The sequence below is a fragment of the Tenacibaculum aiptasiae genome, assembly GCF_008806755.1.
Lineage (GTDB): Bacteria > Bacteroidota > Bacteroidia > Flavobacteriales > Flavobacteriaceae > Polaribacter > Polaribacter aiptasiae.
In genome coordinates, this window is sequence record NZ_WAAU01000008.1 from 559722 (window position 1) to 585196 (window position 25475).

At 29.2% G+C, this 25475-nt stretch carries 22 protein-coding genes; 12 read left to right on the forward strand and 10 right to left on the reverse strand.

The features are described 5' to 3' along the window. Window positions 1–517 precede the first annotated feature (517 nt). From F7018_RS18395 to F7018_RS18400, 9 genes are all read left to right on the forward strand, one after another. A complete protein-coding gene (locus F7018_RS18395) occupies window positions 518–673 on the forward strand; it encodes a hypothetical protein (protein ID WP_175578661.1) in 156 nt (51 codons plus the stop codon). Between the two features lie 343 nt (window positions 674–1016). After that, window positions 1017–1196, forward strand: a complete 180-nt coding sequence (locus F7018_RS05515) for a hypothetical protein (RefSeq protein ID WP_150899014.1) — start codon at window positions 1017–1019, stop codon at window positions 1194–1196. A gap of 231 nt (window positions 1197–1427) precedes the next feature. Then, on the forward strand, window positions 1428–1610 hold the full coding sequence (locus tag F7018_RS05520; RefSeq protein ID WP_150899015.1) for a hypothetical protein: 183 nt from the start codon (window positions 1428–1430) through the stop codon (window positions 1608–1610). A 149-nt stretch (window positions 1611–1759) separates the two neighbouring features. Then, window positions 1760–2173, forward strand: coding sequence for an HYC_CC_PP family protein (locus tag F7018_RS05525; RefSeq protein WP_150899016.1), 414 nt, complete (start codon window positions 1760–1762; stop codon window positions 2171–2173). A 110-nt stretch (window positions 2174–2283) separates the two neighbouring features. Further along, the gene (locus F7018_RS05530; RefSeq protein WP_150899017.1) at window positions 2284–6048 is read left to right on the forward strand and encodes an efflux RND transporter permease subunit; all 3765 of its coding nucleotides are present in this window, start codon (window positions 2284–2286) and stop codon (window positions 6046–6048) included. Continuing rightward, the gene (locus tag F7018_RS05535) at window positions 6038–7273 is read left to right on the forward strand and encodes a TolC family protein (RefSeq protein ID WP_150899018.1); all 1236 of its coding nucleotides are present in this window, start codon (window positions 6038–6040) and stop codon (window positions 7271–7273) included. The genes F7018_RS05530 and F7018_RS05535 overlap by 11 nt, the downstream gene beginning before the upstream one ends. Window positions 7274–7308: 35 nt before the next feature. After that, window positions 7309–7563: a heavy metal-binding domain-containing protein gene (locus F7018_RS05540; RefSeq protein WP_150899019.1), complete on the forward strand. Its 255-nt coding sequence runs from the start codon at window positions 7309–7311 to the stop codon at window positions 7561–7563. A gap of 125 nt (window positions 7564–7688) precedes the next feature. After that, entirely contained in the window at window positions 7689–9434 is a 1746-nt protein-coding gene (locus tag F7018_RS05545; protein ID WP_150899020.1) for an efflux RND transporter periplasmic adaptor subunit, read from the forward strand. A 492-nt stretch (window positions 9435–9926) separates the two neighbouring features. Further along, complete coding sequence (locus tag F7018_RS18400) at window positions 9927–10088, forward strand: hypothetical protein (RefSeq protein ID WP_175578662.1); 162 nt, start codon at window positions 9927–9929, stop codon at window positions 10086–10088. Between the two features lie 1238 nt (window positions 10089–11326). Here F7018_RS18400 and F7018_RS05550 read toward each other — a convergent pair. From F7018_RS05550 to F7018_RS05595, 10 genes are all read right to left on the reverse strand, one after another. After that, complete coding sequence (locus F7018_RS05550) at window positions 11327–12373, reverse strand: AMP-binding protein (RefSeq protein ID WP_150899021.1); 1047 nt, start codon at window positions 12371–12373, stop codon at window positions 11327–11329. Continuing rightward, a complete protein-coding gene (locus tag F7018_RS18755; RefSeq protein ID WP_246175050.1) occupies window positions 12360–13514 on the reverse strand; it encodes a CPBP family glutamic-type intramembrane protease in 1155 nt (384 codons plus the stop codon). The genes F7018_RS05550 and F7018_RS18755 overlap by 14 nt, the downstream gene beginning before the upstream one ends. Continuing rightward, complete coding sequence (locus tag F7018_RS05560; RefSeq protein WP_150899022.1) at window positions 13514–14554, reverse strand: o-succinylbenzoate synthase; 1041 nt, start codon at window positions 14552–14554, stop codon at window positions 13514–13516. Before F7018_RS05560 ends, F7018_RS18755 begins: the two co-directional genes overlap by 1 nt. Window positions 14555–14563: 9 nt before the next feature. Beyond that, window positions 14564–15079, reverse strand: coding sequence for an SRPBCC family protein (locus F7018_RS05565; RefSeq protein ID WP_150899023.1), 516 nt, complete (start codon window positions 15077–15079; stop codon window positions 14564–14566). 4 nt (window positions 15080–15083) lie between these two features. Beyond that, the gene (locus F7018_RS05570; RefSeq protein ID WP_150899024.1) at window positions 15084–15761 is read right to left on the reverse strand and encodes a metal-dependent hydrolase; all 678 of its coding nucleotides are present in this window, start codon (window positions 15759–15761) and stop codon (window positions 15084–15086) included. Window positions 15762–15792: 31 nt separating this feature from the next. Continuing rightward, window positions 15793–16710 carry a 1,4-dihydroxy-2-naphthoate octaprenyltransferase gene (gene menA, locus F7018_RS05575; RefSeq protein ID WP_150899025.1) on the reverse strand — a complete coding sequence of 306 codons (918 nt, stop codon included), beginning with the start codon at window positions 16708–16710 and terminating at the stop codon, window positions 15793–15795. A gap of 58 nt (window positions 16711–16768) precedes the next feature. Next, complete coding sequence (locus F7018_RS05580; protein WP_150899026.1) at window positions 16769–17548, reverse strand: (Fe-S)-binding protein; 780 nt, start codon at window positions 17546–17548, stop codon at window positions 16769–16771. A gap of 91 nt (window positions 17549–17639) precedes the next feature. Beyond that, on the reverse strand, window positions 17640–18956 hold the full coding sequence (locus F7018_RS05585; RefSeq protein WP_150899027.1) for a (Fe-S)-binding protein: 1317 nt from the start codon (window positions 18954–18956) through the stop codon (window positions 17640–17642). Between the two features lie 88 nt (window positions 18957–19044). After that, the gene (locus F7018_RS05590; RefSeq protein WP_150899028.1) at window positions 19045–20010 is read right to left on the reverse strand and encodes an MlaD family protein; all 966 of its coding nucleotides are present in this window, start codon (window positions 20008–20010) and stop codon (window positions 19045–19047) included. A 69-nt stretch (window positions 20011–20079) separates the two neighbouring features. Beyond that, window positions 20080–21336, reverse strand: a complete 1257-nt coding sequence (locus tag F7018_RS05595) for an N-acetylmuramoyl-L-alanine amidase family protein (RefSeq protein WP_150899029.1) — start codon at window positions 21334–21336, stop codon at window positions 20080–20082. A gap of 93 nt (window positions 21337–21429) precedes the next feature. Here F7018_RS05595 and F7018_RS05600 point away from each other — a divergent pair, with 93 nt between their 5' ends. The 3 genes from F7018_RS05600 (at window position 21430) to F7018_RS05610 (ending at window position 25412) form a co-directional block, all read left to right on the forward strand. Further along, window positions 21430–24126 (forward strand): putative LPS assembly protein LptD, encoded by a 2697-nt coding sequence (locus F7018_RS05600; RefSeq protein WP_150899030.1) that lies wholly within the window; start codon window positions 21430–21432, stop codon window positions 24124–24126. A 25-nt stretch (window positions 24127–24151) separates the two neighbouring features. Continuing rightward, entirely contained in the window at window positions 24152–24532 is a 381-nt protein-coding gene (locus tag F7018_RS05605) for a RidA family protein (protein WP_150899031.1), read from the forward strand. A 199-nt stretch (window positions 24533–24731) separates the two neighbouring features. Beyond that, window positions 24732–25412, forward strand: a complete 681-nt coding sequence (locus tag F7018_RS05610; protein ID WP_150899032.1) for a YceI family protein — start codon at window positions 24732–24734, stop codon at window positions 25410–25412. The last annotated feature ends 63 nt before the right edge of the window (window positions 25413–25475 follow it).

A 25475-nucleotide genomic window follows, 5' to 3' on the forward strand; every position in this document is an offset into this window, starting at 1 on the left:
TAGGATCTAATCTATCTTTATCGTATAAATTATAAAATAAAAGTTTCATTATAGTTTGTTTATTTGATTAGTTAGTTTGGAAAAGAAGTATCCTATAACAATGGATTACTTCTTTTCTTTTTACATTTATTAAATCTTTTTTATCTTTTTATAAAAAGTATGTTCTTTTTTTACTATATTTATCTGGCAATGAGGTATGAATAAATTAAATTTGGTCCCCTGATTAAATTAAAATTTTAAAAGCTTTTTCTCATAAGAATCTAATTTTATAAAAGCTTCAAAAACTCTTTAATGAGTTTTAATTATTAATTAGGTGAATAAACTTCACAGAGTTTTAAGGGAATAAAAATGAGTATTCACCTAAGATTAATTAACAATATATCTCATTGCTTTTTTTATTCTTATCCAAACTCAGACTCTTTTATTTTCGCTTATACATTTATTCCTTGCTTTTTTGAATTTGTATCATTAAGCATATAATCTTTATATAATTTTGAATAAATTAAATTATATAATTATGTTAAAAAACATTTCAAACTTAGGAACTATTCTAAACAAAAAAGAACAAAAAACTATCAATGGAGGTTTCACTATAATCGATTGTGCTTTTAGTGCTGATCCAAGTACAGATTGGTGTTGTCATTTACCACAAGGGTGTCCACAACAACTTTAAAAAAATAAAAGTGGGATTATTCCCGCTTTTTTTTAACCTATTAAGCTTTTAAATAACATTAAAATTCCTTTGATCTATACCTTTAATCCTTTCATCTAAACATCAATAAATTTACTACTATCTCCTATTATCTTTGAGGTATGATTTTAAAAATTTTTGTTTTTTTATTTTAATAAATTGATTGATTAGTTAGTTAAATTAGGAAAAGAGGTATTCCGGGGGGACAGCTTCTTTTCCTTTTTATTTTTACAAAAACAAGGTAAAACCATACTTTTATTATGGCTTTTTGTTTCTTTTTTAATTTTTAACCACTTAGTTTTGAAGTGATTAAAACAAAATAACCATGTTAAAAAATATTTCAACTTTAGGAACAATTTTAAATAAAAAAGAACAGCAAACTATTAATGGTGGTGCTGGTTGGCAACAATGTGGAGCTTCTACTTGTTGTCTAACATTACCTAACGGACACATATTAAGGGAACCATGTAGATGTTATGCATGGGGTGGATGTATATTGTTATAATATAAATATTCATCTTAATTGAGTAGGGTATTTACAATTCTAATTGTTTATATATTAGTGTATAATACTTTCCTCTTTATTTAAAAAGAAGGTTCTTTCGAGAATCTTCTTTTTTAACTCATGAGATTTTCTATTATTAAAAACAATACGGTTAATCCTTACTTTTATTCCGGTTTTTTCTTTACTTCTTTTTCTCTTTTTATATAAGTTTGAGAAAATTAAATTTACATTATGTTAAAAAATATATCAAACTTAGGTACTTCTTTAAACAAAAAGGAACAACAAGCTATTAACGGAGGTAAAGCTTCTGGATGTAATTTAAACTATTTATGGTGTCCTCCTGGCTGTGAGTGTCATGTAGATCAAGTACGTTGTGAGCTTGTTCAAGTATGTGGCGGTGACTCTTCTTTTTAAGACTTCATATAAAGTGGGCTTGTCCCGCTTTTTTTATATATAATACTATAATTTTACTATTCTTTTCTCCTTAAATACTTCCTCTTGTATTACTTATTAACATATTTTTTAAATTATTTATTGAAAAGTTTTTACCTTTGTAATCAATTATGAAGTCAATAAGTCATAAAATATTATCTTTTTTAATGGCATTTGTAGTAGTATTTTCTACAATGTCTTTTAATATCGATATGCATTATTGTGGCGATACTTTAGTTGACTCTAATGTATTTGGTTCTGCTACTAATTGCGGAATGAAAATGAAAAAAACTTCTACTAAAGAATGTTCTATTTCTAAAAAAAACTGTTGTAACGATAAACAAATTAGTGTTGAAGGACAGGATGAATTGAAAACATCTTTTGATTCTCTTACAAAAAAACAACAATTATTTGCACTTTCATTCGTATACACTTATACTAATCTTTTTATAGAAGAGTCTGATAACAATAACTCTTATAAAGATTACACACCCCCTCTCGTCGTCAAACCTATTTATAAGTTAGACGAAACTTATTTAATATGATTTTTAAATTTTAGATCCTTTTATTCTAATGAATACTAATTCATTGGAGTATTTTTTGTATTCGAGTGTTTTATAAACACCTATTTTCTAAAGTTTAAAAATTATAAGCAATGCTAAATAAGAGCATCAAATTTCTAATAGAAAACAAACTCATTGCCATACTATTACTTATCCTTTTTTTAGGATGGGGAACAATAAACGCGCCTTTTAATTGGAACTTAGGTTTTCTTCCTAATAATCCAGTAGCTGTTGATGCCATACCGGATATTGGTGAAAATCAGCAAATAATCTTCACTAAATGGGATGGTCGATCTCCTCAAGATATTGAAGATCAAATAACGTACCCTTTAACTACTTCTCTTTTAGGAATTCCTGGAGTAAAAACCATACGTAGTTCTTCAATGTTTGGTTTTTCTAGTATCTACATCATCTTCGAAGAAGATATTGAATTTTATTGGAGTCGAAGTCGAATTCTTGAAAAACTAAATTCCTTACCTAGCAATTTATTACCCAAAGGTGTAAATCCAACGCTAGGACCAGATGCAACTGGTTTAGGACAAATATATTGGTATACTCTTGAAGGACGTGATGAAGACGGAAACGTTACTGGTGGTTGGGATTTACATGAACTACGTAGTATTCAAGATTATTATGTAAAGTACGCTTTATCCTCAGCGAGTGGTGTTTCGGAAGTTGCTTCTATTGGTGGATATGTTCAAGAATATCAAATAGATGTAAATCCAGAATTGATGCGTCAATACAAAATTAGTTTAAGCCAAATTGTAAAAACCATTAAGGAAAGTAATAAAGATATTGGCGCACAAACTTTAGAAATTAATCAAGTTGAATATTTAGTTCGTGGTTTAGGTTATATCAAATCAATTTCTGATATAGAAAACGCTGTTGTTACTTCGGAAAACTATACTGCTATTAAGGTTAAAGACATTGCTAAAGTTTCTTTAGGTCCTGCTACCCGAAGGGGAATTTTAGACAAAGAAGGTGCAGAAGTTGTAGGAGGTGTTGTAGTAGCTAGATATGGAGCAAATCCAATGGAAGTGATTAATAATGTTAAGAAAAAAATTGATGAGTTAAGCACTGGGTTACCTTCTAAAATTTTGTCTAATGGAAAAACATCACAAGTTACCATTGTGCCTTTTTATGACAGAACTGAGCTTATACAAGAAACATTAGGAACACTTAATGAAGCACTAACTTTAGAAATTTTAATCACCATTTTTGTAATCATTGTAATGGTGTTTAATCTGCGTGCTTCCATACTCATCTCTGGATTATTACCCGTAGCTGTTTTAATGGTTTTTATAGCAATGAAGCTATTTAATGTTGATGCAAACATTGTAGCTTTATCTGGTATTGCTATTGCAATTGGTACCATGGTTGATGTTGGTGTTATTCTCTCTGAAAATGTAATTCGACATTTAAATGAAGACACTAAAAAACTACCTATAAACACTATTGTTTATAATGCTACAGCAGAAGTTTCTGGGGCTATAGTTACTGCCGTAATGACTACAATTATAAGTTTTGTACCTGTATTTACAATGATTGGAGCTGAAGGAAAACTTTTTAGACCTTTGGCTTTTACTAAAACTTTTGCTCTAATTGCTGCATTGGTAATTGCGCTATTTTTAATACCTCCTTTTGCAGCTTATCTATTTAGAAAAAGAGAGATTAGAAGAACCTCTAAATATATTATTGGTGGACTTTTAATTGTATTAGGAATTCTTATTCTTACATATGAAAATTGGTTAGGATTAGTAATAATAGGTTTTGGAATTACTACTATCTTTAAACAAGAAGCTTTTCATATTTCTTTTTCCAATTTTAGTTATACAATTTCTAAAAACATAATTAATATTATTATTTGTGTAATAGCTATTGTATTCCTTTTAGCTAGTTATTGGAGACCTTTAGGTGTTGATAAAAGTATTTTTATAAACCTTGTCTTCGTTTCAATTATCTGCTTCGGATTGTTAGGAACCTTTAGCCTATTTCAAAAATATTATACTCGAATTTTAAAATGGGCACTAGAAAACAAGTTAGCTTTTTTAACCATTCCAACATCAATTGTAGTCTTCGGATTTTACATTATGAAAAATACAGGAAAAGAGTTTATGCCTTCTTTAAATGAAGGTTCTTTTCTACTAATGCCAACTTCAATGCCTCATTCTGGAGTTGAAGAAAATAAACGAGTACTTCAGCAATTAGATATGGCAGTAGCTAGTATTCCTGAAATCAAAACTGTAGTTGGTAAAGCAGGAAGAACAGAATCGGCTTTAGACCCTGCCCCACTCTCAATGTATGAAAACATTATTCTGTATAAACCAGAATACATGTTAAACTCACATGGTGAACGTCAACGCTACAAAGTTAATAATGAGGGCTTATTCCAATTAAAAGATGGAAGTTTTATAGTCAATCCTAACAATACTAAAGATAAAGCAACTATAAATTCTGAAATAAGCAGTCAACAACTAATTGAAGATGCTAATGGTGAATTTTATCGTAATTGGAGACCTGCTATAAAAACACCTAATGATATTTGGAATGAAATTGTTAGAGTAACTAAACTACCAGGTGTTACATCTGCTCCTAAACTACAACCCATAGAAACACGTTTGGTTATGTTACAAACAGGTATGCGTGCTCCTATGGGGATTAAAGTAAAAGGTCAAAATTTAAAACAAATTGAAGCTTTTGGAGTAGAACTAGAGCACATTTTAAAACAAGTAGAAGGAGTTAAAAAAGAAGCTGTTTTTGCTGATCGTATTGTGGGGAAACCATATTTATTGATAAACATTGATAGAGAAAAAATAGCTCGTTATGGAATTTCAATTGAAAAAGTTCAAAACGTTTTAAAAGTAGCTGTCGGTGGTATGCAAATTACTCAAACAGTTGAAGGGCGTGAACGCTATGGAATTCGTGTACGATATCCAAGAGAATTAAGAGCTAATCCAACCGATTTAGAACAAATTTATATTCCTGTTGAAAAAGGTAGTCCAATTCCTTTAAGTGAGTTAGCTAGTATCCAATATGAACAAGGTCCACAGGTTATAAAAAGTGAAGACACCTTTTTAGTAGGATATGTTCTATTTGATAAACTGGAAGATTTTGCTGAAGTAGATGTAGTTGAAAATGCACAAAAATTAATACAACAAAAATTAGATTCTGGTGAATTATCAATACCAAAAGGTATTAATTATCAATTTACTGGAACTTATGAAAACCAATTACGAGCAGAGAAAACTTTAGCTATTGTAGTTCCTCTAGCTTTATTAATAATTTTTTTAATACTCTATTTTCAATTTCGTTCTATAAGTACATCGTTAATGATTTTTACAGGAATTACTGTTGCTTTTGCAGGTGGTTTTGTTATGATATGGTTATATGGACAAGATTGGTTTTTAAACTTCAACTTTTTAGGTGAAAACATTAGAGAGCTTTTTAATATGAAAACCATTAATTTAAGTGTGGCCGTTTGGGTAGGTTTTATAGCACTTTTTGGTATTGCTACTGATGATGGTGTTATTATGGCAACATATCTCACTCAAGTATTTAAAGAAAAACAACCTACCGATAAAAATGCTATTCGATTAGCTTCTCTAGAAGCAGCTAGCAAACGTATCAGACCTTGTTTAATGACTACAGTAACTACAATTTTAGCTTTACTTCCAGTGCTAACATCTACAGGAAGAGGAAGTGATATAATGATACCAATGGCAATTCCAATTTTTGGAGGAATGATTATAGATATAACCTCTTATTTTATTGTTCCTGTTTTATATAGTTGGAGAGAAGAAATAAAAAATGGAAAACTAAAAATGAATCATAAAACATTTTTAAGTGATGAAGAATAATAGATTATATATAAAAACAATCTTGACTCTAGTAACTATTTTCTTGAGTCATTTAACGAACTCACAACAATTAACAACTTTAATTGATGAAGCTTTAGCAAACAATCCAAAAATTCAAAGGTTTGAATTAAAATATAAAATAGCTTCAGAAAAAATAAAAGAAGTAAATACACTTCCAAATACAGAGTTTGGATTCGGTTATTTTTTAAGTGAACCTGAAACTAGAACTGGAGCGCAACGCTTTAAAATATCTGCAAAGCAAATGCTTCCTTGGTTTGGAACTATAACAGCTAGAGAAAACTATATAAATTCTCTTGCAAATACAAAATATGAAGATATTCTTATTACAAAACGAAAATTAATAGCTTCTGTATCTCAATCTTATTATAATTTATATAGTATCAGAGCTAAGCAAAAGGTTTTGTCTGAAAACATTGCTTTACTTAAAACCTACGAAACCTTAGCATTAACTTCTGTAGAAGTTGGTAAAGCTTCTGCTGTTGATGTTTTACGTTTACAAATGCGTCAAAATGAACTTGAACAATTAAAACAAATCTTAACACAGCAGTACTTAGCTGAACAAACTACTTTTAATAAGCTTTTAAATAGAGATAAAGCCATTAAAATTAATATAGTGGACCTATTAAGTATTCCTTTACAAGACGATTTAATTATCTCTGAAAACTTAAAAATTCATCCAGAATTAACCAAATATGATAAGCTTTATAAATCCATTGAGCAATCAGAATTAGTAAATCAAAAAGAAAGTAAACCGATGTTTGGTTTGGGGTTAGATTATGTAGCAGTATCTGAACGTCCAAATATGAATTTTAGCGATAATGGAAAAGATATTGTAATGCCAATGGTTTCTTTATCAATTCCAATTTTTAATAAAAAACACAAGTCGAAAACAAGGCAAAACGAATTGAAACAACAAGAAATAACAGCTCAAAAACAAGACCGTCTTAATGCTTTGCAAACAATATTAGATAAAGCTGTTAATAATCGAATTTCTGCAAAAATTAGTTACGATACTCAGGTTAAGAATTTAAAACAAGCTAAAGATGCTGAAAGTATTCTAATTAAAAACTATGAGACTGGTACTATAAACTTTAATGACCTATTAGATATTCAGGAATTACAATTAAAATTTCAAATGAATCAAATAGAAGCTGTTCAAAAATATTATTCAACAACATCAATCATAAATTATTTAACAAACTAAAAACAATTATTAATTAACTTAAATATAGATTTAAAATGAAAGCAACTTTCAAAATTTTAGCAATAGGATTATTATTCATTACCATATCATGTAAAAATAATCAGAAAGAAAACTCTACTACAACTAAAACTACAACCGAACAAACACAAAGTAAAGAAAAAGGTAAAGAGTATACATCTGCATACGTTTGCCCAATGCATTGTAAAGGTAGTGGTAGTGATAAGGAAGGTAAATGTCCAACTTGTAACATGGACTATGTAAAGAACAAAGATTACAAGAAAGAAATGTAATTACTTAAAGTATAGTAACATTAATTCTATGCATTCTAATGTTACTATACTTTTAAAAATTTTACAACATTTTAAATTTATACATGTTAAAATAATTTATACTGAACGATTAAAAACGTCATAAAATGAAAAAATATATCATATATATTATCATATTGGCTATTGGAATGCTTCTAGGAAGTTTTATTTTCAATAATCAAAATAATGATAGCTCTCATAAGCATAATTCAACCACAGAGGTTAATCAAATGTGGACTTGCTCAATGCATCCTCAAATTATGCAACCTGAATCTGGAGACTGCCCTATTTGTGGTATGGATTTAATTCCTGCAGAAGCAAATGCTGATGGTTTGGCTCCTGATCAATTTAAACTTACTAAAAATGCTATAGCCTTAGCCGATATTCAAACTTCTTTTGTAGGTAATAATGAAATTGAGAATAACAGCATTAAGTTATCTGGGAAAATTTTAGAAAATGAAGAAAAAAATGTTGTACAAGTAAGTTACTTTTCTGGTAGAATTGAACGTTTAAACATAAACTTTACTGGTGAAAAAGTACACAAAGGACAACTATTAGCTACTATTTATTCACCTGAATTATTTGCTGCTCAACAAGAGTTACTAACCACTTTAGCATTAAAAGAATCGCAACCAGCTTTATACAAAGCAGTTCGAAATAAACTGAAATTATGGAAATTGACGGAAAAACAAATTAACCAAATTGAAAAATCTGGAAAAGCAAAAGCAAACTTCCCTATTTATGCAACTGTTTCGGGTACAGTAAATGAAAAACTAGTATCGCAAGGAGAATCTGTAAAACAAGGACAGCCGCTACTAAAAATATCAAACTTAGGTACTGTATGGGCAAATTTTGATGTTTATGAAAATCAAATCAGTTTATTTAAAAAAGGTCAAAATATTTCTATTACTACCAATGCGTATCCAAATCAAAAGTTTGAAGCTACAGTTTCGTTTATAGATCCTATTTTAAATACTAAAACTAGAACTACCTCTTTAAGAGCTGTTTTAAATAATAAAAAGAACATTTTTAAACCAGGAATGTTTGTTGAAGGAAAAATTGAGAACATAAAGTCAAATAAAACACAAACAATAAGTATTCCTTCTTCAGCTATTTTATGGACTGGTAAAAAATCTGTAGTATATCTAAAACCTAACTCTAATAAGCCCATTTTTGAAATGAGAGAAGTAAAATTAGGAACTTCTTTAGGTAATTATTATGAAGTTTTAGAAGGATTGAAAATTGGTGATGCTATAGTAACCAATGGTACTTTTACGGTCGATGCTGCTGCTCAATTACAAGGTAAAAAATCGATGATGAATAAAAATGGTGGTAAAACTATGACTGGGCATGAAGAACATATGGGAATGCAAACCCATGATTCTAAAATTATTGAAAGAATCAGAGTTTCTTCTAAATTTCAAGAACAGTTACATAAAAATTTCAACCAGTATATCAACTTAAAAGATACATTACTAACCGATAATTCTAAAGAAATAATAACTCAGGCTAAAAAACTATTAATTAGCTTAGATGAAGTTGACATGAAATTATTAAAAAAAGACTCTCATAACAAGTGGATGAAACTTCATAAAGAAATTACTTCTTCTATAAATTCTATAATAGAAATCTCAGATATAAAAGAGCAAAAAATTTACTTTAATCAATTAACTGCATCTTTTAGAGCTGCCATTCAAATATTTGGTATTAATAAAAAAGTATATCATCAATTTTGTCCCATGGCTGATAATAACAAAGGGGCTTATTGGTTAAGTAATGAAGAAAAAATAGTGAATCCATATTTTGGTGGAGGAATGTTAGGCTGTGGTAGTATTAAAGAAACTTTAGAATAATTTTTTAGTTAAATTTTATTAAAACTCTTTCTATCAATAAAAAAACAAAAAAACATTGTGCTATTTAATTTATTCTTATTATATTTGCACCACTTAAGAGACGTCTTAAGTTCTTTTTCATAGCAATTTTCCCACTCAATTCTTTTGAGTGGGTTCTTTTTTTATAACAGTTTTAAATTTCTTACAAGTTATATTTTATTAAAACTATTCTTAACCATACAAATTCACAGCTTAACTATACTTTATTTCTCTTCATCTAAAATGAAAAATTTAAACACTTATTCATTAGTACTTTTACTGTATAATTAAAAAACGATACAAATAAAATAATAAAATATATGATTTGGGGGAATCGAAAGGAAGTTATCTAAAGAGGTAACTTCTTTTTTTATAATATTAATTTTAAAGGAGTTACCTTACTAATATTACGGTTTTTCTAAGCTTTTCTTAGTTGTTTTTATATAAGTTTGAGAAACTTAAATTTTATATGTTATGCTAAAAAATATTTCAAACTTAGGTTCTATCTTAAACAAATCGGAACAACAAACTATTAAAGGTGGTTTCTGGCCAACAACTAAAGAACAATGTCTTAGATGTGGTGGTGAATGGGGAGGTATATTATGTGCTCTTCCAATGGACTCACCTTGTTTATAAAAAAGTAAAAGCGAACTAATGTTCGCTTTTTAACCTATTAGTTCTTCTTTATCATTTTTTAGTTTATAAGAATAACATAAAACTATTAAATTTCTCATATGTTTAATTAGTTGATTTCAAAATAAAAGACAATCTTACTAAGTAATTGTTACACTGCTTTTTTTATTTTATTATCTTTATTTTTCAATTAAGCACAGCTTTCTTATGACTATTCCTTGGGATTATGTAGTGTTTATTTCTATAATAATAGTTTTCATTGTTATTGTTTTGATTTTTAATAAAAAACCAAATGAGACAGATATCAATTTTCATTTGTATGAAAATGATAGTGATGATGACTTCTTTAATTTTGACTGATAGAACTTATATTTATTAATTTCAAATTAAGAAGATAACATTTCATCTAAAGATTCTTTCAACTCGTCTAATTATTAACTTATTATCTCCAAGTCCTTATTACTTTTACTCATATATAGAGAGTGAGGGGCTCTATATAAAGTTTTATAACGATTATTGGAAAGAAGTATCTTGGGGAGGATTACTTCTTTTCTTTTTTTATTTAAATCTTCTCTCTGTTCTACAAAAAGAAAAAATAACTCTACAAAACTCCACTATATCGTTACTTTCCATACTTTAAACTAATCTAAACACACCTTTGACCTAATATTCTAATTTATCATTCAAAAAACTGGTAAATTTATAATATAAGCTTGGTTTTATTATCCCCTTGTGTATGGGCTCCTTAGGGAGCCTTTTTCTTTCTGTAGTAGTTTTGAATATAAAAATTATTCTAAAAATGGTTACTTCACTTACACTTCATTAAGTATTTTCATCATATCAACACCATACATTTGTAATGTAATTAATGTTACCCCTATAACATTTAATTATTGATAGATTATCGAAGTAGAAACTTACCCCCGGCTGAAATTTTGATAATTTATTTTATTCCGCCAAGGGATGTGTGGCTCCTTCGGGAGCTTTTTTTTATTCCTTAATAAACACTTATTTTTTATAATAATTTAACTTCATTTATAGGAAAACGCATTTCATCGTTACTAAAGCTTTTCTCGTCTAATTTTTGAAATTAAATCTCTTATACTCAATTATCTTTGATATATAATTTTAAAGTTTTTTCTTTTTTATTATAAACAATTTGATTGATTAGTTAGTTTTAAGAAAAGGAGTGTCTGTATGTGATAACTTCTTTTCTTTTTTTTGTTTCACTCTAATTTTAACTAACTTCTGTAAATTAAACCTAGTGTTTTCTTTCGTTGAATTTTTTTAGTTTCTGTTTCTATAAACTTATCTAAAAAGTAAACCTCTTTAGGTACTTCATATTTAGATAAATCTTGTAAACTATTAAGAAGTATATTTTTCTTTTTTCCTTCAACAATTAATATTAGTTTTTCTCCTAAAACAGTATCAGGAACTCCAATTACAAAAAAACGTTCTGAAATTATTTTTGATAGCTTCTCCTCTATTTTCTCTGGATGCAATTTTATGCCTCCTGAATTAATTACATTATCAAAACGCCCCAACCAGTCAAACTCTTTGTCTGAAATCAATGAAACTACATCATTTGTTATAAGTTTTTCTACTGTTACTTTTGGGGCTTCTATCACCAAACAATTACGTGAATCTTTTGAAAAATTTACATTTGGAAGTGCCTCATATGTATTATAATCAGATAACGCGACGTGATTAAGTTTTTTGATGGCTACATGAGTAATTGTTTCAGTCATACCATAAGTAGCATATATTTTTGTTTCTTTCTCTTGAATCTCTTCTATTAAATCATTCGATACTACTCCTCCTCCAACAATTAATTTATCTATTTTATATAATTCGTTTAATGAATTTCTTAATTGCATTGGAACCATTGCTGAAAAATCATATTTCTTTTTTAAACCTTCTAAAGGGTTTGAAACTGGAGCTACTATATCTATTTCCCATCCAAGTGTTAAAGCTCTAACCAACATCATTTTTCCCGCTATATAATCGGTTGATAAGCATAATAAAGCTGTGGTTCCTTCTCTTAAAGTAAAAAAAGTGCCCGTAGCTACTGCAGAGTTTTTCATAAACTCTTTTTTTAGCTTTATAGGCTTTGGAGTTCCGGTTGATCCAGATGTATTAACTACTACAAAATCGTTTGTACTAAACCAATCGTTAAAAAAACTAAATATTGAATCGGAAATCTCTTTTGAAAAATCTAATAATTCATCCTTATCTGAAAAGGATTTACTATTTAATTTAAAACTCTTATGGAAACTAGTATTCTTCAATAGTTAATGGCTTTTCAATTGTTCCAAATAATTTTTCTTTCCAATTCTTCCAACCATATTTTTTTGAAAATAACAATAACATTAACGGATATAAAACAAAAACAGGTAAAAACATTTCTATTCCTACTGATGGTTCTGAAGTATCTATAAATAAAGCATCTGTTTGAAAAACAGTCCAATCTGTTGTTACCAAGAAAGCTGCTACTATATTATTTATTGCATGTAACCCTAATGCTAGCTCTGTTCCTTCGTCCATTAAAGTTGTAATTCCAAAGAAGAATCCTGTACCTATATAAAATACCATTGAAATGTATCCTAGCTTTTCAACTTCAGGATTCGCTCCATGTAGTAATCCAAATGCAACTGATGTAATTATTAATGGTATTGAATAACGCCCAAATAATCTACATAAACTTTGATTAAGTTTAGAATTGTAAAAATTATTAATCTTTTTATGAGATAAAATTAATGTTAAAGTTAAAGTCAATATCATAAAAACAATTAAGTTAATTATTAAATCAACAACATAAACATTATTTATACAAATAAAGAGGATAATTGAAAATATGAAATATAAAAATATTAAAGGGAATTTTTTACTTAATGATGCTAAACCCAAACCCTGCATAAAATATCCTCTAAATAACAATTCCTCGAAACTTGTTTGCAATGGTAAAAACAAAAAAGAAACTAAAACTAATGTAAAAAACGGGATTGGTTTAAAATTCCATGTATAGTTATCCGGTTCTAATACAATTCCAGCTCCTATGACTACTATAGCAACAATTCCCCAAGTAAAAAAACCAAACCAAAATCGTTTCCAATCTATTTTTTCTCTACTTGTTACAAGGGTTTTTATTGCTCTTTTATGGATGTATTTAATTGAAAATAATAATGCAGCCAATCCAATTGCAAACATTAAAATCATCATAAATAAAAACAAGCTTTTATTTATTCCTAAAGTCATGAAATTATCGTTAGCAGCCATTAAAAACTCATCCATATTTCCAGCATGCAAAACAGCAGTAATTGCTAGTGGTATTACGCCTAGAAACTGCCAACAAATCAATACTAAAAACAGTACTCCTAAATAATAAAACCAATCGTTTTTTCCTTTATATGCTTGTTGTATAAAATTCATTATCCTAAATTAAATTGCCAATCTTTTTTATTGTTATATCCTAAACTACCTTTAGAAACTTCTAATGGACTTTCTATATTATTTGTAAATAAACTCCCAGTTCCTAATCCTTGAGGTAATACGTTATTTAATGTATATGTCCATTGAGCTATGGCATTTAAACCAATATTACTTTCCAAAGCTGAAGTTATCCAATTTCCCGCTTTATATTTATTTGCTATAGAAATCCATTCTTCACTTCCTTTAAAACCTCCAACTAAACTTGGCTTTAAAATAATATACTGAGGCTTGATAGTTTCAATACATTTTTCTTTGTCCTCTTTTGAAAAAACTCCAATTAACTCTTCATCCAACGCTATGTCTAAAGGTGTTTTTTCGCACAGTTTTGCCATCTCTTGCCATTGTCCTTGCTTTATAGGTTGCTCTATAGAATGCATTTCTAATTCAGACAATCGTTCTAACTTTCCTAAAGCATTCTCTGGTGTAAAAGCACCATTAGCATCTACACGTAATTCTATTTCTTTTGGTGAAAACTCTTTTCTTATTGATTTTAATAATTCAATTTCAGTATCAAAATCTATAGCACCAATTTTCATTTTAATTGTTGTAAAGCCTTGTTGCAATTTATCTTTTATTTGCTGCTGCATAAAAGCTTTATCCCCCATCCAAATTAATCCATTAATAGAAATATTGTCTATTCCTTGACTAAATTTTGATGGATACAATTCAAATGGATTGTCTCCTTTTAAAGATAAAAACGCTTGCTCTAGTCCAAATTGAATTGATGGAAATTTTATCGTTTCAACTAATAAATTTTCTAATCCTAAATGAATATTTTGACAAACCCATTGAAGTTTTTCTTCATAATCATCTCTATCATCTGCGCTCAAGCCTCTAAACAAACCACACTCGCCATAGCCTTTTTTACCTTTTTCAGATAACGTTAAAAACCATGTTTCTTTGGTTCTTAAAACTCCTCTAGAGGTTCCACTAGCTTGTTTAAAATTAAGAATATACTTCTTGTAAGTTGCTGTTATCAATGTTAGTATTTATTGAGCTTCAGATGCTTTTTTAAATGCGTCTAAATATGTTTGACTTATCCTTTTTAACTCTCCTTTGAAATAAGGAAATAAACATCTCATTATGTAGGAATCACTGGTACAAATTGACTCTTGTACTATTTTTGTGTTATTACCATTTGATGTGAATACATAATCGTCTGTTTTTAACATATTTTCAGCATCAAAATGAAAGCTAATTCGTTTATTCACCTCATAAGCTAGTACTTTTTCTGTCATAGTTATCAACCTTCCTTGATTATCTACTTCTATTTTATAAGTACTTCCAACCTTTCCTGGTTTTTCTTCTAAAACTTGAATTGACTTTACTTCTGGCATCCATTGTTTCATCAATTCAACATTCTCAAAATCAGCAAAAACTTCATTTATTGGTTTATTTATTTCTACTTCCGTAGTATATTTTACTTCAGAAATAACTAACCCTGTTAAGAAAAATATAACTATTAGTGCCGATACTATTCCTAAAACTATTTTTACACCTTTCATTGAACTATATGCTTATTGTTTTTCCTATTTCGATAATAGTTAACTCTTTATTTGCTTTTGCAAATGCTTCTTTTGCTTCTTCTACATTAATTTCTATTGGTGGAAATGTATTAAAGTGACAACCTATAACTTTATCACATTCTACAAAGTTACTAGCTATAATTGCATCATCTACTCCCATAGTAAAGTTATCTCCTATTGGTAAAATTGAGGCTGATAACTTTGTTGTCATCGGTATTAACTTCATATCCATAGTAACTGCAGTATCTCCTGCTATGTATAATGATTTATCTCCTGCTGAAATTACAAAACCTCCTGGTTGTCCTCCATAAGTTCCATCAGGAAATGAAGATGTATGTACAGCATTTACATATTTTGCTGAAAAAGCTTCTGTTTTAAAAGTTCCTCCATGATTTACTGGATGTCCTTTTAAATTTTTAGCTCCATAATGCATAACAATCTCGTAATTAGAAACTATTGTTGCTCCTGTTTTCTCTGCAATTAGTTCTACATCTAATATATGATCTTGATGTGCATGAGTTAACAAGATATAATCTGCTTTTATATCTTCTACTTTAATTTCTGATGCTAAAGGGTTTCCTGTTATAAATGGGTCTACTAATACATGTGTTCCGTTTATCTCGATACCAAAACATGCATGTCCGTAAAATGTAATATTCATAATAATATTCTGAAGTTAGTTTATAGGCAAGTTACAAAACTTGTCCTAGTCCAAAAAGTATTGAAAATAAAAAAGTACTTAATGCTACTTTTTTTAATTCTCCATCAAGTAATGCTTCCTCTTTATTTTTAGATACAAAAACTATGTGCTTTAAAATGGGGATGTAAGCAATTATAAATAAAAATTGGCAAGGTGATTCATACTTAATAAACACATATGATAATGCGCATAAAAATGATGCTCCTATTAACAAATAGTGATAGTTTTTTGCAGCTTTAGCTCCCATTTTTACCACTAATGTATTCTTTCCTGATTTAGCATCATTTACTCTATCTCGCATATTATTTAAGTTCAATACTGCTGTACTTAATAATCCTATTGTAATTGCTGGTAAAAAGATTGTAAAGTTTAATTCTTTAGTATATAAAAAGTAAGTTCCTACCACTGCTAATAAACCAAAAAATACAAACACGAATACATCACCAAATCCACTGTAACCATAAGCTGATTTTCCTACGGTATATTTAATCGCTGCTATAATTGAGGCAATACCTAATCCGAAGAAAATTACTGAATATAAAAAGTTATCCTTTCCAAATGCTACATAAATTAACAGCAAAGCAATTACTAAGGTAACAGCTCCAGTAATAATCATTGCTATTTTCATTTGCTTTGGTGTAATAGCCCCAGAAGAAACCATACGTGCTTCTCCTTCTCTATTATCATCAGTACCTTTAACTCCATCACCATAATCATTAGCAAAATTTGATAGTACTTGAAAACCTATGGTTGTTAGAATTGCTAACCAAAAAATTGGTGTATCTATTAGACTTATTGTACTATCGCTATACATTACATTATCAAATCCTAATTTACTACCTACAATAATACCTGATACTGATAAGGGTAAAGTTCTTAAACGTGCTGCTTTTATATAGTTTTTAATCATTCTTTAAAAATAAGATTCCCGCTTACGCGGGAATAAACATTATATTATATCTTGCTTTTTATAAATTATTAGCCTCAGCTATTAATTCTGCAATATCTTTAACAACAATCTGATCTTCTTTTAATTTGAATTTCACACCATCTGTCATCATTGTATTACAATAAGGACATCCTGTTGCTATAATTTGTGGATTTGTTTCTAAAGCATCTTCAGTTCGAAGTACATTAATATCCATATCCCCTTTTTCTGGTTCCTTGAACATTTGCGCTCCTCCAGCTCCACAACATAAAGCTGTAGATTTATGACGCTTCATTTCAGTCATTTTAACTCCTAATCGACGAATTAAATCTCTTGGAGTTTCATAAACATCGTTTGCACGTCCTAAATAACAAGGATCGTGGTATGTTAATCGTTTTCCTTTTAAATTGTCTCCTTCAATAGATAAGCGTCCATCTTTAATTAACTTACTTATATATTGTGTATGGTGGTAAACTTCATATTTACCTCCTAACCCTGGATATTCATTTTTTAACGTATTGAATGAATGAGGGTCACAAGTAACTATTGTTTTTACCTCATAAGCATTTAACACTTCTATATTAGTTACAGCCTGCATTTGAAATAAAAATTCATTCCCTGCTCTTTTTGCTGCATCTCCAGTTGAACTTTCTTCAGTTCCTAACACAGCAAAATCAACTCCTGCTATGTTTAATATTTTAACAAACGCTTTTGTTATTTTCTTTGCTCTATCGTCATAACTTCCTGCTGCTCCTACCCAAAACAACACTTCTGGTTGTTTTCCTTGAGCCATCATATCTGCCATTGTTGGTACGTTCATATCTCTAAGTTTTGAGTTTTAAGTCTTTATTCTAGAGTTTAGATTTTTTAAAACAACTCTTAATTAAAAACTTTTAATTAAAAATTATTTTCTATTCGTCTTTCCAATTTAATCTATCCATTTGACTATACTGCCATGGAGCTCCGTTATTTTCAATATTGGTCATCATCATATTCAACTCTTGTGGAGCTGCAGATTCTTCCATTACCAAATAACGACGCATTTCCATAATAATAGATAAAGGGTCTATACCAATAGGACATTCCTGTACACAAGCGTTACAACTAGTACACGCCCATAATTCTTCTGGTGATATATAATCGTTTAATAATTGTTTTCCATCGTCTTTAAACTCACCTCCGTTAGCATCAATATTTTTACCTACTTCTTCTAAACGGTCACGTGTTTTCATCATAATAGCACGTGGCGATAATTCTTTACCTGTAAGATTTGCTGGACAAGAAGAAGTACAACGTCCACATTCTGTACAAGTATATGCATTCATAAGCTGCACCCAGTTTAAATCGGTTACATCAGATGCACCAAACTTTGCTGGCACTTCATCTTCTGCTCCTTCTTCTGGCATTGCATATGGATCTGCATCCGGATCCATCATCATTTTTACCTCATTAGTAACAGCTTCCAAATTATCTAGCTGGCCTTTTGGCTCTAGCTTTGCATAAAAAGTATTAGGGAAAGCTAATAAAATGTGTAAATGCTTAGAATAATATAAATAGTTTAAGAAAATTAAAATTCCTACAATATGCAACCACCAAGCTGTCTTTTCAATTGTATGTAATGCTTCTGGTGAATTTCCATCAAACCAAGGAGCTATAAATTGTGAAATAACATTTCCTGCTCCTGCTTCTTGAAAAGGAACATCGGTAGCATTCATAACTAAGAATAAAGACATTAATACCATTTCAAAGTATAAAATAATATTTCCATCATTCTTAGGCCATCCTGTCATTTCTTTGTTCCAGAAACGCTTAACACGCTGAATATTTCTTCGTAACCAAAAAATAACTACTGCAACAAATACTAATGCAGCTAACACTTCAAAGTTCCCTATTAAAAATCCATAAATAGCGTTTCCTAGTATTGGTTGGAATACTCGATGTGTTCCAAACAATCCATCGATTACGATTTCCAACATTTCGATATTAATCAAAATAAAACCTACATATACTACTATATGTAATATTCCTGAAAGTGGACGACGAACCATTTTGTATTGACCTAGGGCTATTTTAGCCATATTTTTCCAGCGTTCTGGTTTTCTATCGTTTCTGTCAATATCTTTTCCTAGCTTAATATTTCGGATAAGCTTTCTAACATTCATTACAAAATATCCTATACCTGCAATTAGAATAATTGCAAAAATGATGTTTGGTAGGTATTTCTCCATTGTGTTTAAATAAATTATTAATTTTTGTTAATCGTTGTCTTCTTTCTTTATAGGATTTTTATGAATTAATGTTATAGTTGTTTATTGTTTAGTTGTTGCTTGTGTTGTTTTTATTGTTCTCTTCATTGTAAGGTTTAGGTTTCTTTCCAAACAATGAGAAGTGTACAAATCTCTTTGGGTTTAATTTCATTTCTCTTAATAACTCCGCCATTTCCTTAGATGCATTTGTTAGGTTAGTATACATCTTATCATCTGTCATCAATTTACCTAGAGTTCCTTTTCCTTCTTTCATATTAGCCAACAATCCATTTACATTAGTTAATGTTGTTTCCAATTTTTTAACAGTTGCTCCAAAATCAGCTTTTGCTAAATCATCAGATACTTTAGAAAAGTTCTTTGTAATTTTTTTAGCATTAATCATAGTTGAATCCAAATTCACCTTATTATCTGCTAATAAACTATTTACTGAAGAAAGTGTTTTTCTTACATCAGAAATAGTTCCTTCTAATCCAAGTATACTTCTGTTTAAACTTTTACGTGATTTTTGATTTAATACTTGGTTGAAACCAATTAATAATGAATCTGCTCCAACTAATACGTTTTCTAACTTTGCTTGAATTGGATTTAATTTCTCTCCTACAGAAGAAAAAATATCTGACTCTACTTCTCCTTTTAAATAATCTCCTGAAACAGCAGTTTCTCCATCATATTTTGGTACAATAGCTAAATTTTGCCCTCCCATTAAGCTTGCAGAGTAAATTTTTGCTACACTATTTTTAGAAAACTTAAAATCGTTTTCTAATGATATTTTCACTATTAAGTTTCCTCTCTTATCAGAATTTGAATTAAAAGAAATATCATCAACCTTACCTACTTTTAATCCATTAATAGTTACTAAACTAGCAGTATTAAGTCCATTGATGTTTTTATATTCTACAAAAAAGTGCCTACTATTTGCACTGAATAAATCTTGCCCCTTTAAAAAATTATATCCCCATATAAATAAAGCTATAATTATTACCGTTACAATTCCTGTTTTTAATTCCTTTGACATAAACATAGTAAAATTATACCAGCGAAAATACTAAATATTTTGAGAGTAATAAGATAGATTACCTCTAAATTACTGGTTTTTCAAGGCCTCTTTGATAGATATCTTTTTTCCATTTTTAAAAGCAACTATCCAAGCATCTTTATATCCAACCGATCTAGCTGTAGCCAAATGTTTCTTTATACCTGTCAAACTTTCTGAACTTCCATAAAAATATTTATAATAATCATCTATGATTAAATACTTTACATTTTTTAGATTTTTAAAATTCTTTTCAGAAATAAACTTTCTTGAAGCCGCTATTTGAACTCTAAATTCTACTTTTGAACTCAATTTTTTAGCCACTACTTTTGCTGAAGGCTTTTTTACCGGTTTCTTTTCAGGAGCTTTAGCTATCACTTTTTTCGTAACGACCTTAGTATCTTTTTTAACTGACTTTGGTTTTTGATTGACTTTTTTAGGTGTTACCTTTTGAGTTTCTTTCTTTTTTGGTGTTTCAGCAACAGTATTTACTGAACTTGAGTTATCTCTAACCCTATTCAATTTTAATATATTGATATATTTTTTAATCGCTTCTGCAATTGCTTTAGCCATTTTTATTTGCCCTGATCTTGTATTTAAAAATCTTCCTTCTTTTACATTTGTTAAAAAACCTAACTCAACTAAAACACTTGGCATAACGGTTTCTCTAAGTACTAAGAAGTTTGCCTGCTTTACCCTTCTATTATTTCTTTTTAGTGAAACAAAATTATCTTGAATCATCCCTGCAATGTTCAAACTATTGTCTAAGTTTCCTTCCTGAAGTACTGATAATCCTATTACTGATTCGGGAGAATTAGGGTCGTAATCATAATTTTGTTTATAATTATCCTCCAATAAAATTACAGCATTCTCTCTTTTAGAAATCTCTAAATTTTCTTTGTTACCATTTAATCCTAACACAAAAGTACTTGCACCATGAGGATGTTCTTTTGTAAAAGCATCACAATGTATTGATACAAATAAATCTGCTTTTTTTGTATTCGCTATTTTTGCTCTGTTGTGTAATTCTACAAAAACATCCGTTTTTCTTGTATAAACAACATTAACATCTTTGGCTGTTAATAACTCTTTCCCTACATCTAAAGCAACGCGCAACGCTATTTTTTTTTCCCTATACCCATTTCCTATATTACCTGAGTCTTTTCCTCCATGCCCAGCATCCAAAACAACAGTATATTTTTTCTGAGCATAAACCTCTGTATTAAAGCTTATGGAAATGAAGAATAGTATTAAAAATAAAAGAGTTTTTTTTCTAAGATTATATTTAGGTAATTTTAAGAATTGCATCAATAAAATTTAACTATTTTTGGTTTCTAAAATATAGGCACTCAAATAACACGCCAAAGTTTTAAATATAACACAAAAATAGTATTTATAATATTGCGAGCAAATCTAACTTACATACTTTTAGCTTTCTATCTTTTTTGTTTTCAAATAAGTAATGCACAAGAGTTTGGAGATAAGGGTATTCCAGACCAAAAAGCTAAAAAAAAAGCTGTTTTAAACAATTCAAAAGATACTTTGATTGATTTAAAAAACAGAAAAGCTTTAGACATAAAAAAAGACACTATTGCTAATGATTCTATTAAACCTAAGGAAGTTATTGATGGAATCATAACGCATGATGCCGAAGATTACACCATTCAAAATGCTAAAAACAAAACTGTCACTTTATTTAATAAAGCTCGTGTTACTTATACTGATATAGATTTACAAGCTGGTATCATAATTTTAGATTACAAAAACAATACAGTATATGCTAAAGGAATTAAAGATAGTTTAGGGTATCATCAAAGACCAGTTTTTAGACAAGGAAATCAAGAATCAGAACAAGATTCTATTTTATTTAATTTTAAAACTAAAAAGGCATTAGTATATGGTGTAAAAACTGAACAAAGTGGAATTATAACCTATGCTCAAAAAACAAAACGTGTTAATGACTCCACTATTTATATGCGTAGATTACGTTTTACGACCTCTAAAAAGAAACGTCCAGATTATTATATTCAAACGAATAAAGCTAAATTAGTACCAGGAAAAAAAATAATTGTTGGAGGAAGTAACTTAGTTTTAGCTGATGTACCAACTCCAGTTTATTTACCATTTGCTTACTTCCCTTTAACCGATAAAAGAACTTCTGGATTTATAATTCCATCATGGGGTGATAGCAATAACCAAGGTTTCTTTTTACAAAATGGGGGGTATTATTTTGCTATAAATGATTATTTCGATTTAACACTTTTGGGAGACATATATACAAATGGAAGCTGGGGATTAAGAGCTGATTCAAATTATTATGTTCGCTATAAATTTAGTGGTAATTTTAGTGTCCGCTTTGAAAACATTATACAAGGAATTAAAGGATTAAGTGATTTTAGTAAATCTACAAACTTTAATATTCGTTGGAGTCATTCACAAGATTCAAAATCTAATCCAAACTCACGCTTTTCAGCTTCTGTTAATCTTGGTAGTAGCACATATTATAGGCAGTCTTTAAATGAATTTAATAGCTCTCAGTTTTTAACTAATACATTAAGCTCATCTATTTCATATTATAAAAAGTTTGTTGGAACTCCTTTTAATATGAACATCACAGCCACACACTCACAGAACACTAATAATCAATCAATTACAATGACACTCCCTTCACTTCAGGTGAATATGGACCGTATTTATCCATTTGCAGGTAAAGGAGGCGTTAAGAGAAACCCTATCCAAAAAATGGGATTGAATTATAGTTTACAAGGAGAATATAGAATTAACACCACAGATGATGAGTTTTTTACTCCAAAAATGTTTAGAACAGCCCAGAAGGGTATCCAACATAATATAAGCACAAACACTAATATAAAAGCATTTAAATATTTTACACTATCTCCAAATGTTACCTATAAAGATGTGTGGTATTTTGACAAAATTAATAAAAGGTACGATCCTACAGCCATTAATTCTAGTGGTAATTTAGGAACTGTTGTTAACGATACTATTAGTGGTTTTAATCGTTTTCATGAATATAACTTTGGAATGTCTTTATCTACAAACATATATGGTACTTTTAAGTTTAAAAAAGGGCGATTAAAAGCTATTAGACATACAATTAGACCAACAATTTCTTATGGATACAGACCTAACTTTGCTCAAAATTATGATCTTCAAGTGCAACAAAGTTCTGATCCAAATGATTTATTAACTTATTCTCCTTTTGAAAATGGAATTTATGGAACACCTGGGAGAGGCGTAACAAATTCTATTGGTATTTCTGTTAATAATGTTCTTGAAGCTAAGGTTGCTCCTAAAGACTCAGATAGTGATGAAGAGGACAAAAAAATAACCATTCTTAATAACTTAAATTTTAGCACTAGTTATAATATTGCTGCAGATAGTTTAAAATGGAGTCCTGTTAACACTAACGCTGGTACACGACTGTTTAAAGATAAATTAGCCTTAAATGTTAATGCTACATTTGACCCTTATAAAGTTAATAGTAAAGGAGAAAGAATAAATCAGTTTAACCCTGGTATTTTAAGGCTTACTAATCTAGGGGTTACTGCCAACTATACTATATCTAGTAAAGATTTCCAAAAACAAGAAAAACAAAACAACAATAATGGTAATGGAGCTCAAGATACACCTGATGTTTTTGGTCAAAATATAAACCCTACCAATACTTTTGCTAACAACCTTCAAAATGAGCAAAACACAAACGATACAAAAACAAAAAAAACCGAATTATATAGACTAAAAATCCCTTGGACTTTAAATTTAGCATATGCTATGAATTACACCAGTAATGGGTTAACAAGTAGTATTGGAAGTAATTCATTAATGTTTAGCGGTGATGTAGAACTATCTCCTAAATGGAATGTTGGTTTTTCATCTGGTTATGATATTAAAAATAACGCTTTCACATATACCAGACTTAGCTTTTCAAGAGACCTAGACAGTTGGCGTTTTAATTTTAACTGGACACCATTTGGACCTAACACTTCATATTACTTTTTCATAGGAGTAAAGTCTTCTGCTTTAAGCGATTTAAAATGGGACAAAAACAGACCTCCTGATAGAGTTTTATTCTAAACTAGTCAATTTCTAATAACAAATAATGAAAAAAATAATTACAACAACAAAAGCACCTGCTCCTATTGGGCCATATAATCAAGCAGTATTAAGTGGTAATACACTATATACCTCTGGCCAAATTGCAATTAACCCTAAAACTGGTGAGTTAGTTCAAGACTCTATTGAAGCTGAAACTAAACAAGTAATGGAAAACATGAAAGAAGTTTTATCCGCTGCTGAAATGACTTTTGAAAATGTAGTAAAAACTTCTATTTTTATTTCAGATATGCATAACTTTTCTAAAATTAATGCTGTATACGCAGAATATTTCGATGAAACTACTGCTCCTGCTAGAGAAACTGTTGAAGTAGCCAACTTACCTAAGTTTGTTAATGTTGAAATCAGTATGATAGCTATTAAATAATATTTTTAACTATCTATTATAATATTCATTAGCGTTAAGAACATGATTCTTAACGCTTTTTTTTAGTCTTTTCTTGAAAGTATTGCTTAAACCTCAACTATTATTATTGTTGTTTATCATATTACTTCTGTTGTTGATAGATTTATTTTGATGATTTGATTTTTATAATGCAAACTTGTAATCTATTAAAACAGAAACAATGAAATATTTCTATTCAATTCTTTTGATTGCATTTTTAATGTTATCATGTAAAAACAACAAAGAAAATCAAGCTGAAAACAAAGCACCCAAAAAAGAAGTTGCTGAAGCAACAGAAACTACCCTTTCTGGCAATAAATCAATTAACATTGATAAAAGTACTATTATTTGGAAAGGCCATAAAATATTAGGAAGCCATACAGGAGAAATTAAATTAAAGAGCGCTGGGTTAACTTTTAACAATGGAATGTTAACTAAAGGTAGTTTTATAGTAGATATGAATACAATTAAAGCTGTTGAACTTATGAAAGATGGAGATGATGATGAAGAGGAAGAAGAAAATAATGAAGGAGAAGAGCACGATGATAGAGATGACTTAGCTAATCACTTAAAAAATGAAGATTTTTTTGATGCTAACAAATATCCTGAAGCTACTTTTACAATTAAACAAGCTATTAAAAACGGTGATTCTTATAAAATAACTGGAGATATGACCATTAAGGGAATTACGAAAGAAATCTCTTTTAATGCTACCATTTCTGAACAAACACTAAAATCTCATCTAAAAATTAACAGAACCGACTTTGGTATAAAATATGGTTCAGGTTCTTTTTTCAAAAACTTAGGAGACAACATAATTAAAGATCAATTTGATTTAATTATTTCTTTAGTTATTGAGTAATTCTTTTTTCTTTAATTCTTGATAATTTTTAAAGATGTTGTTATTTTTTAACACCCCTTAATC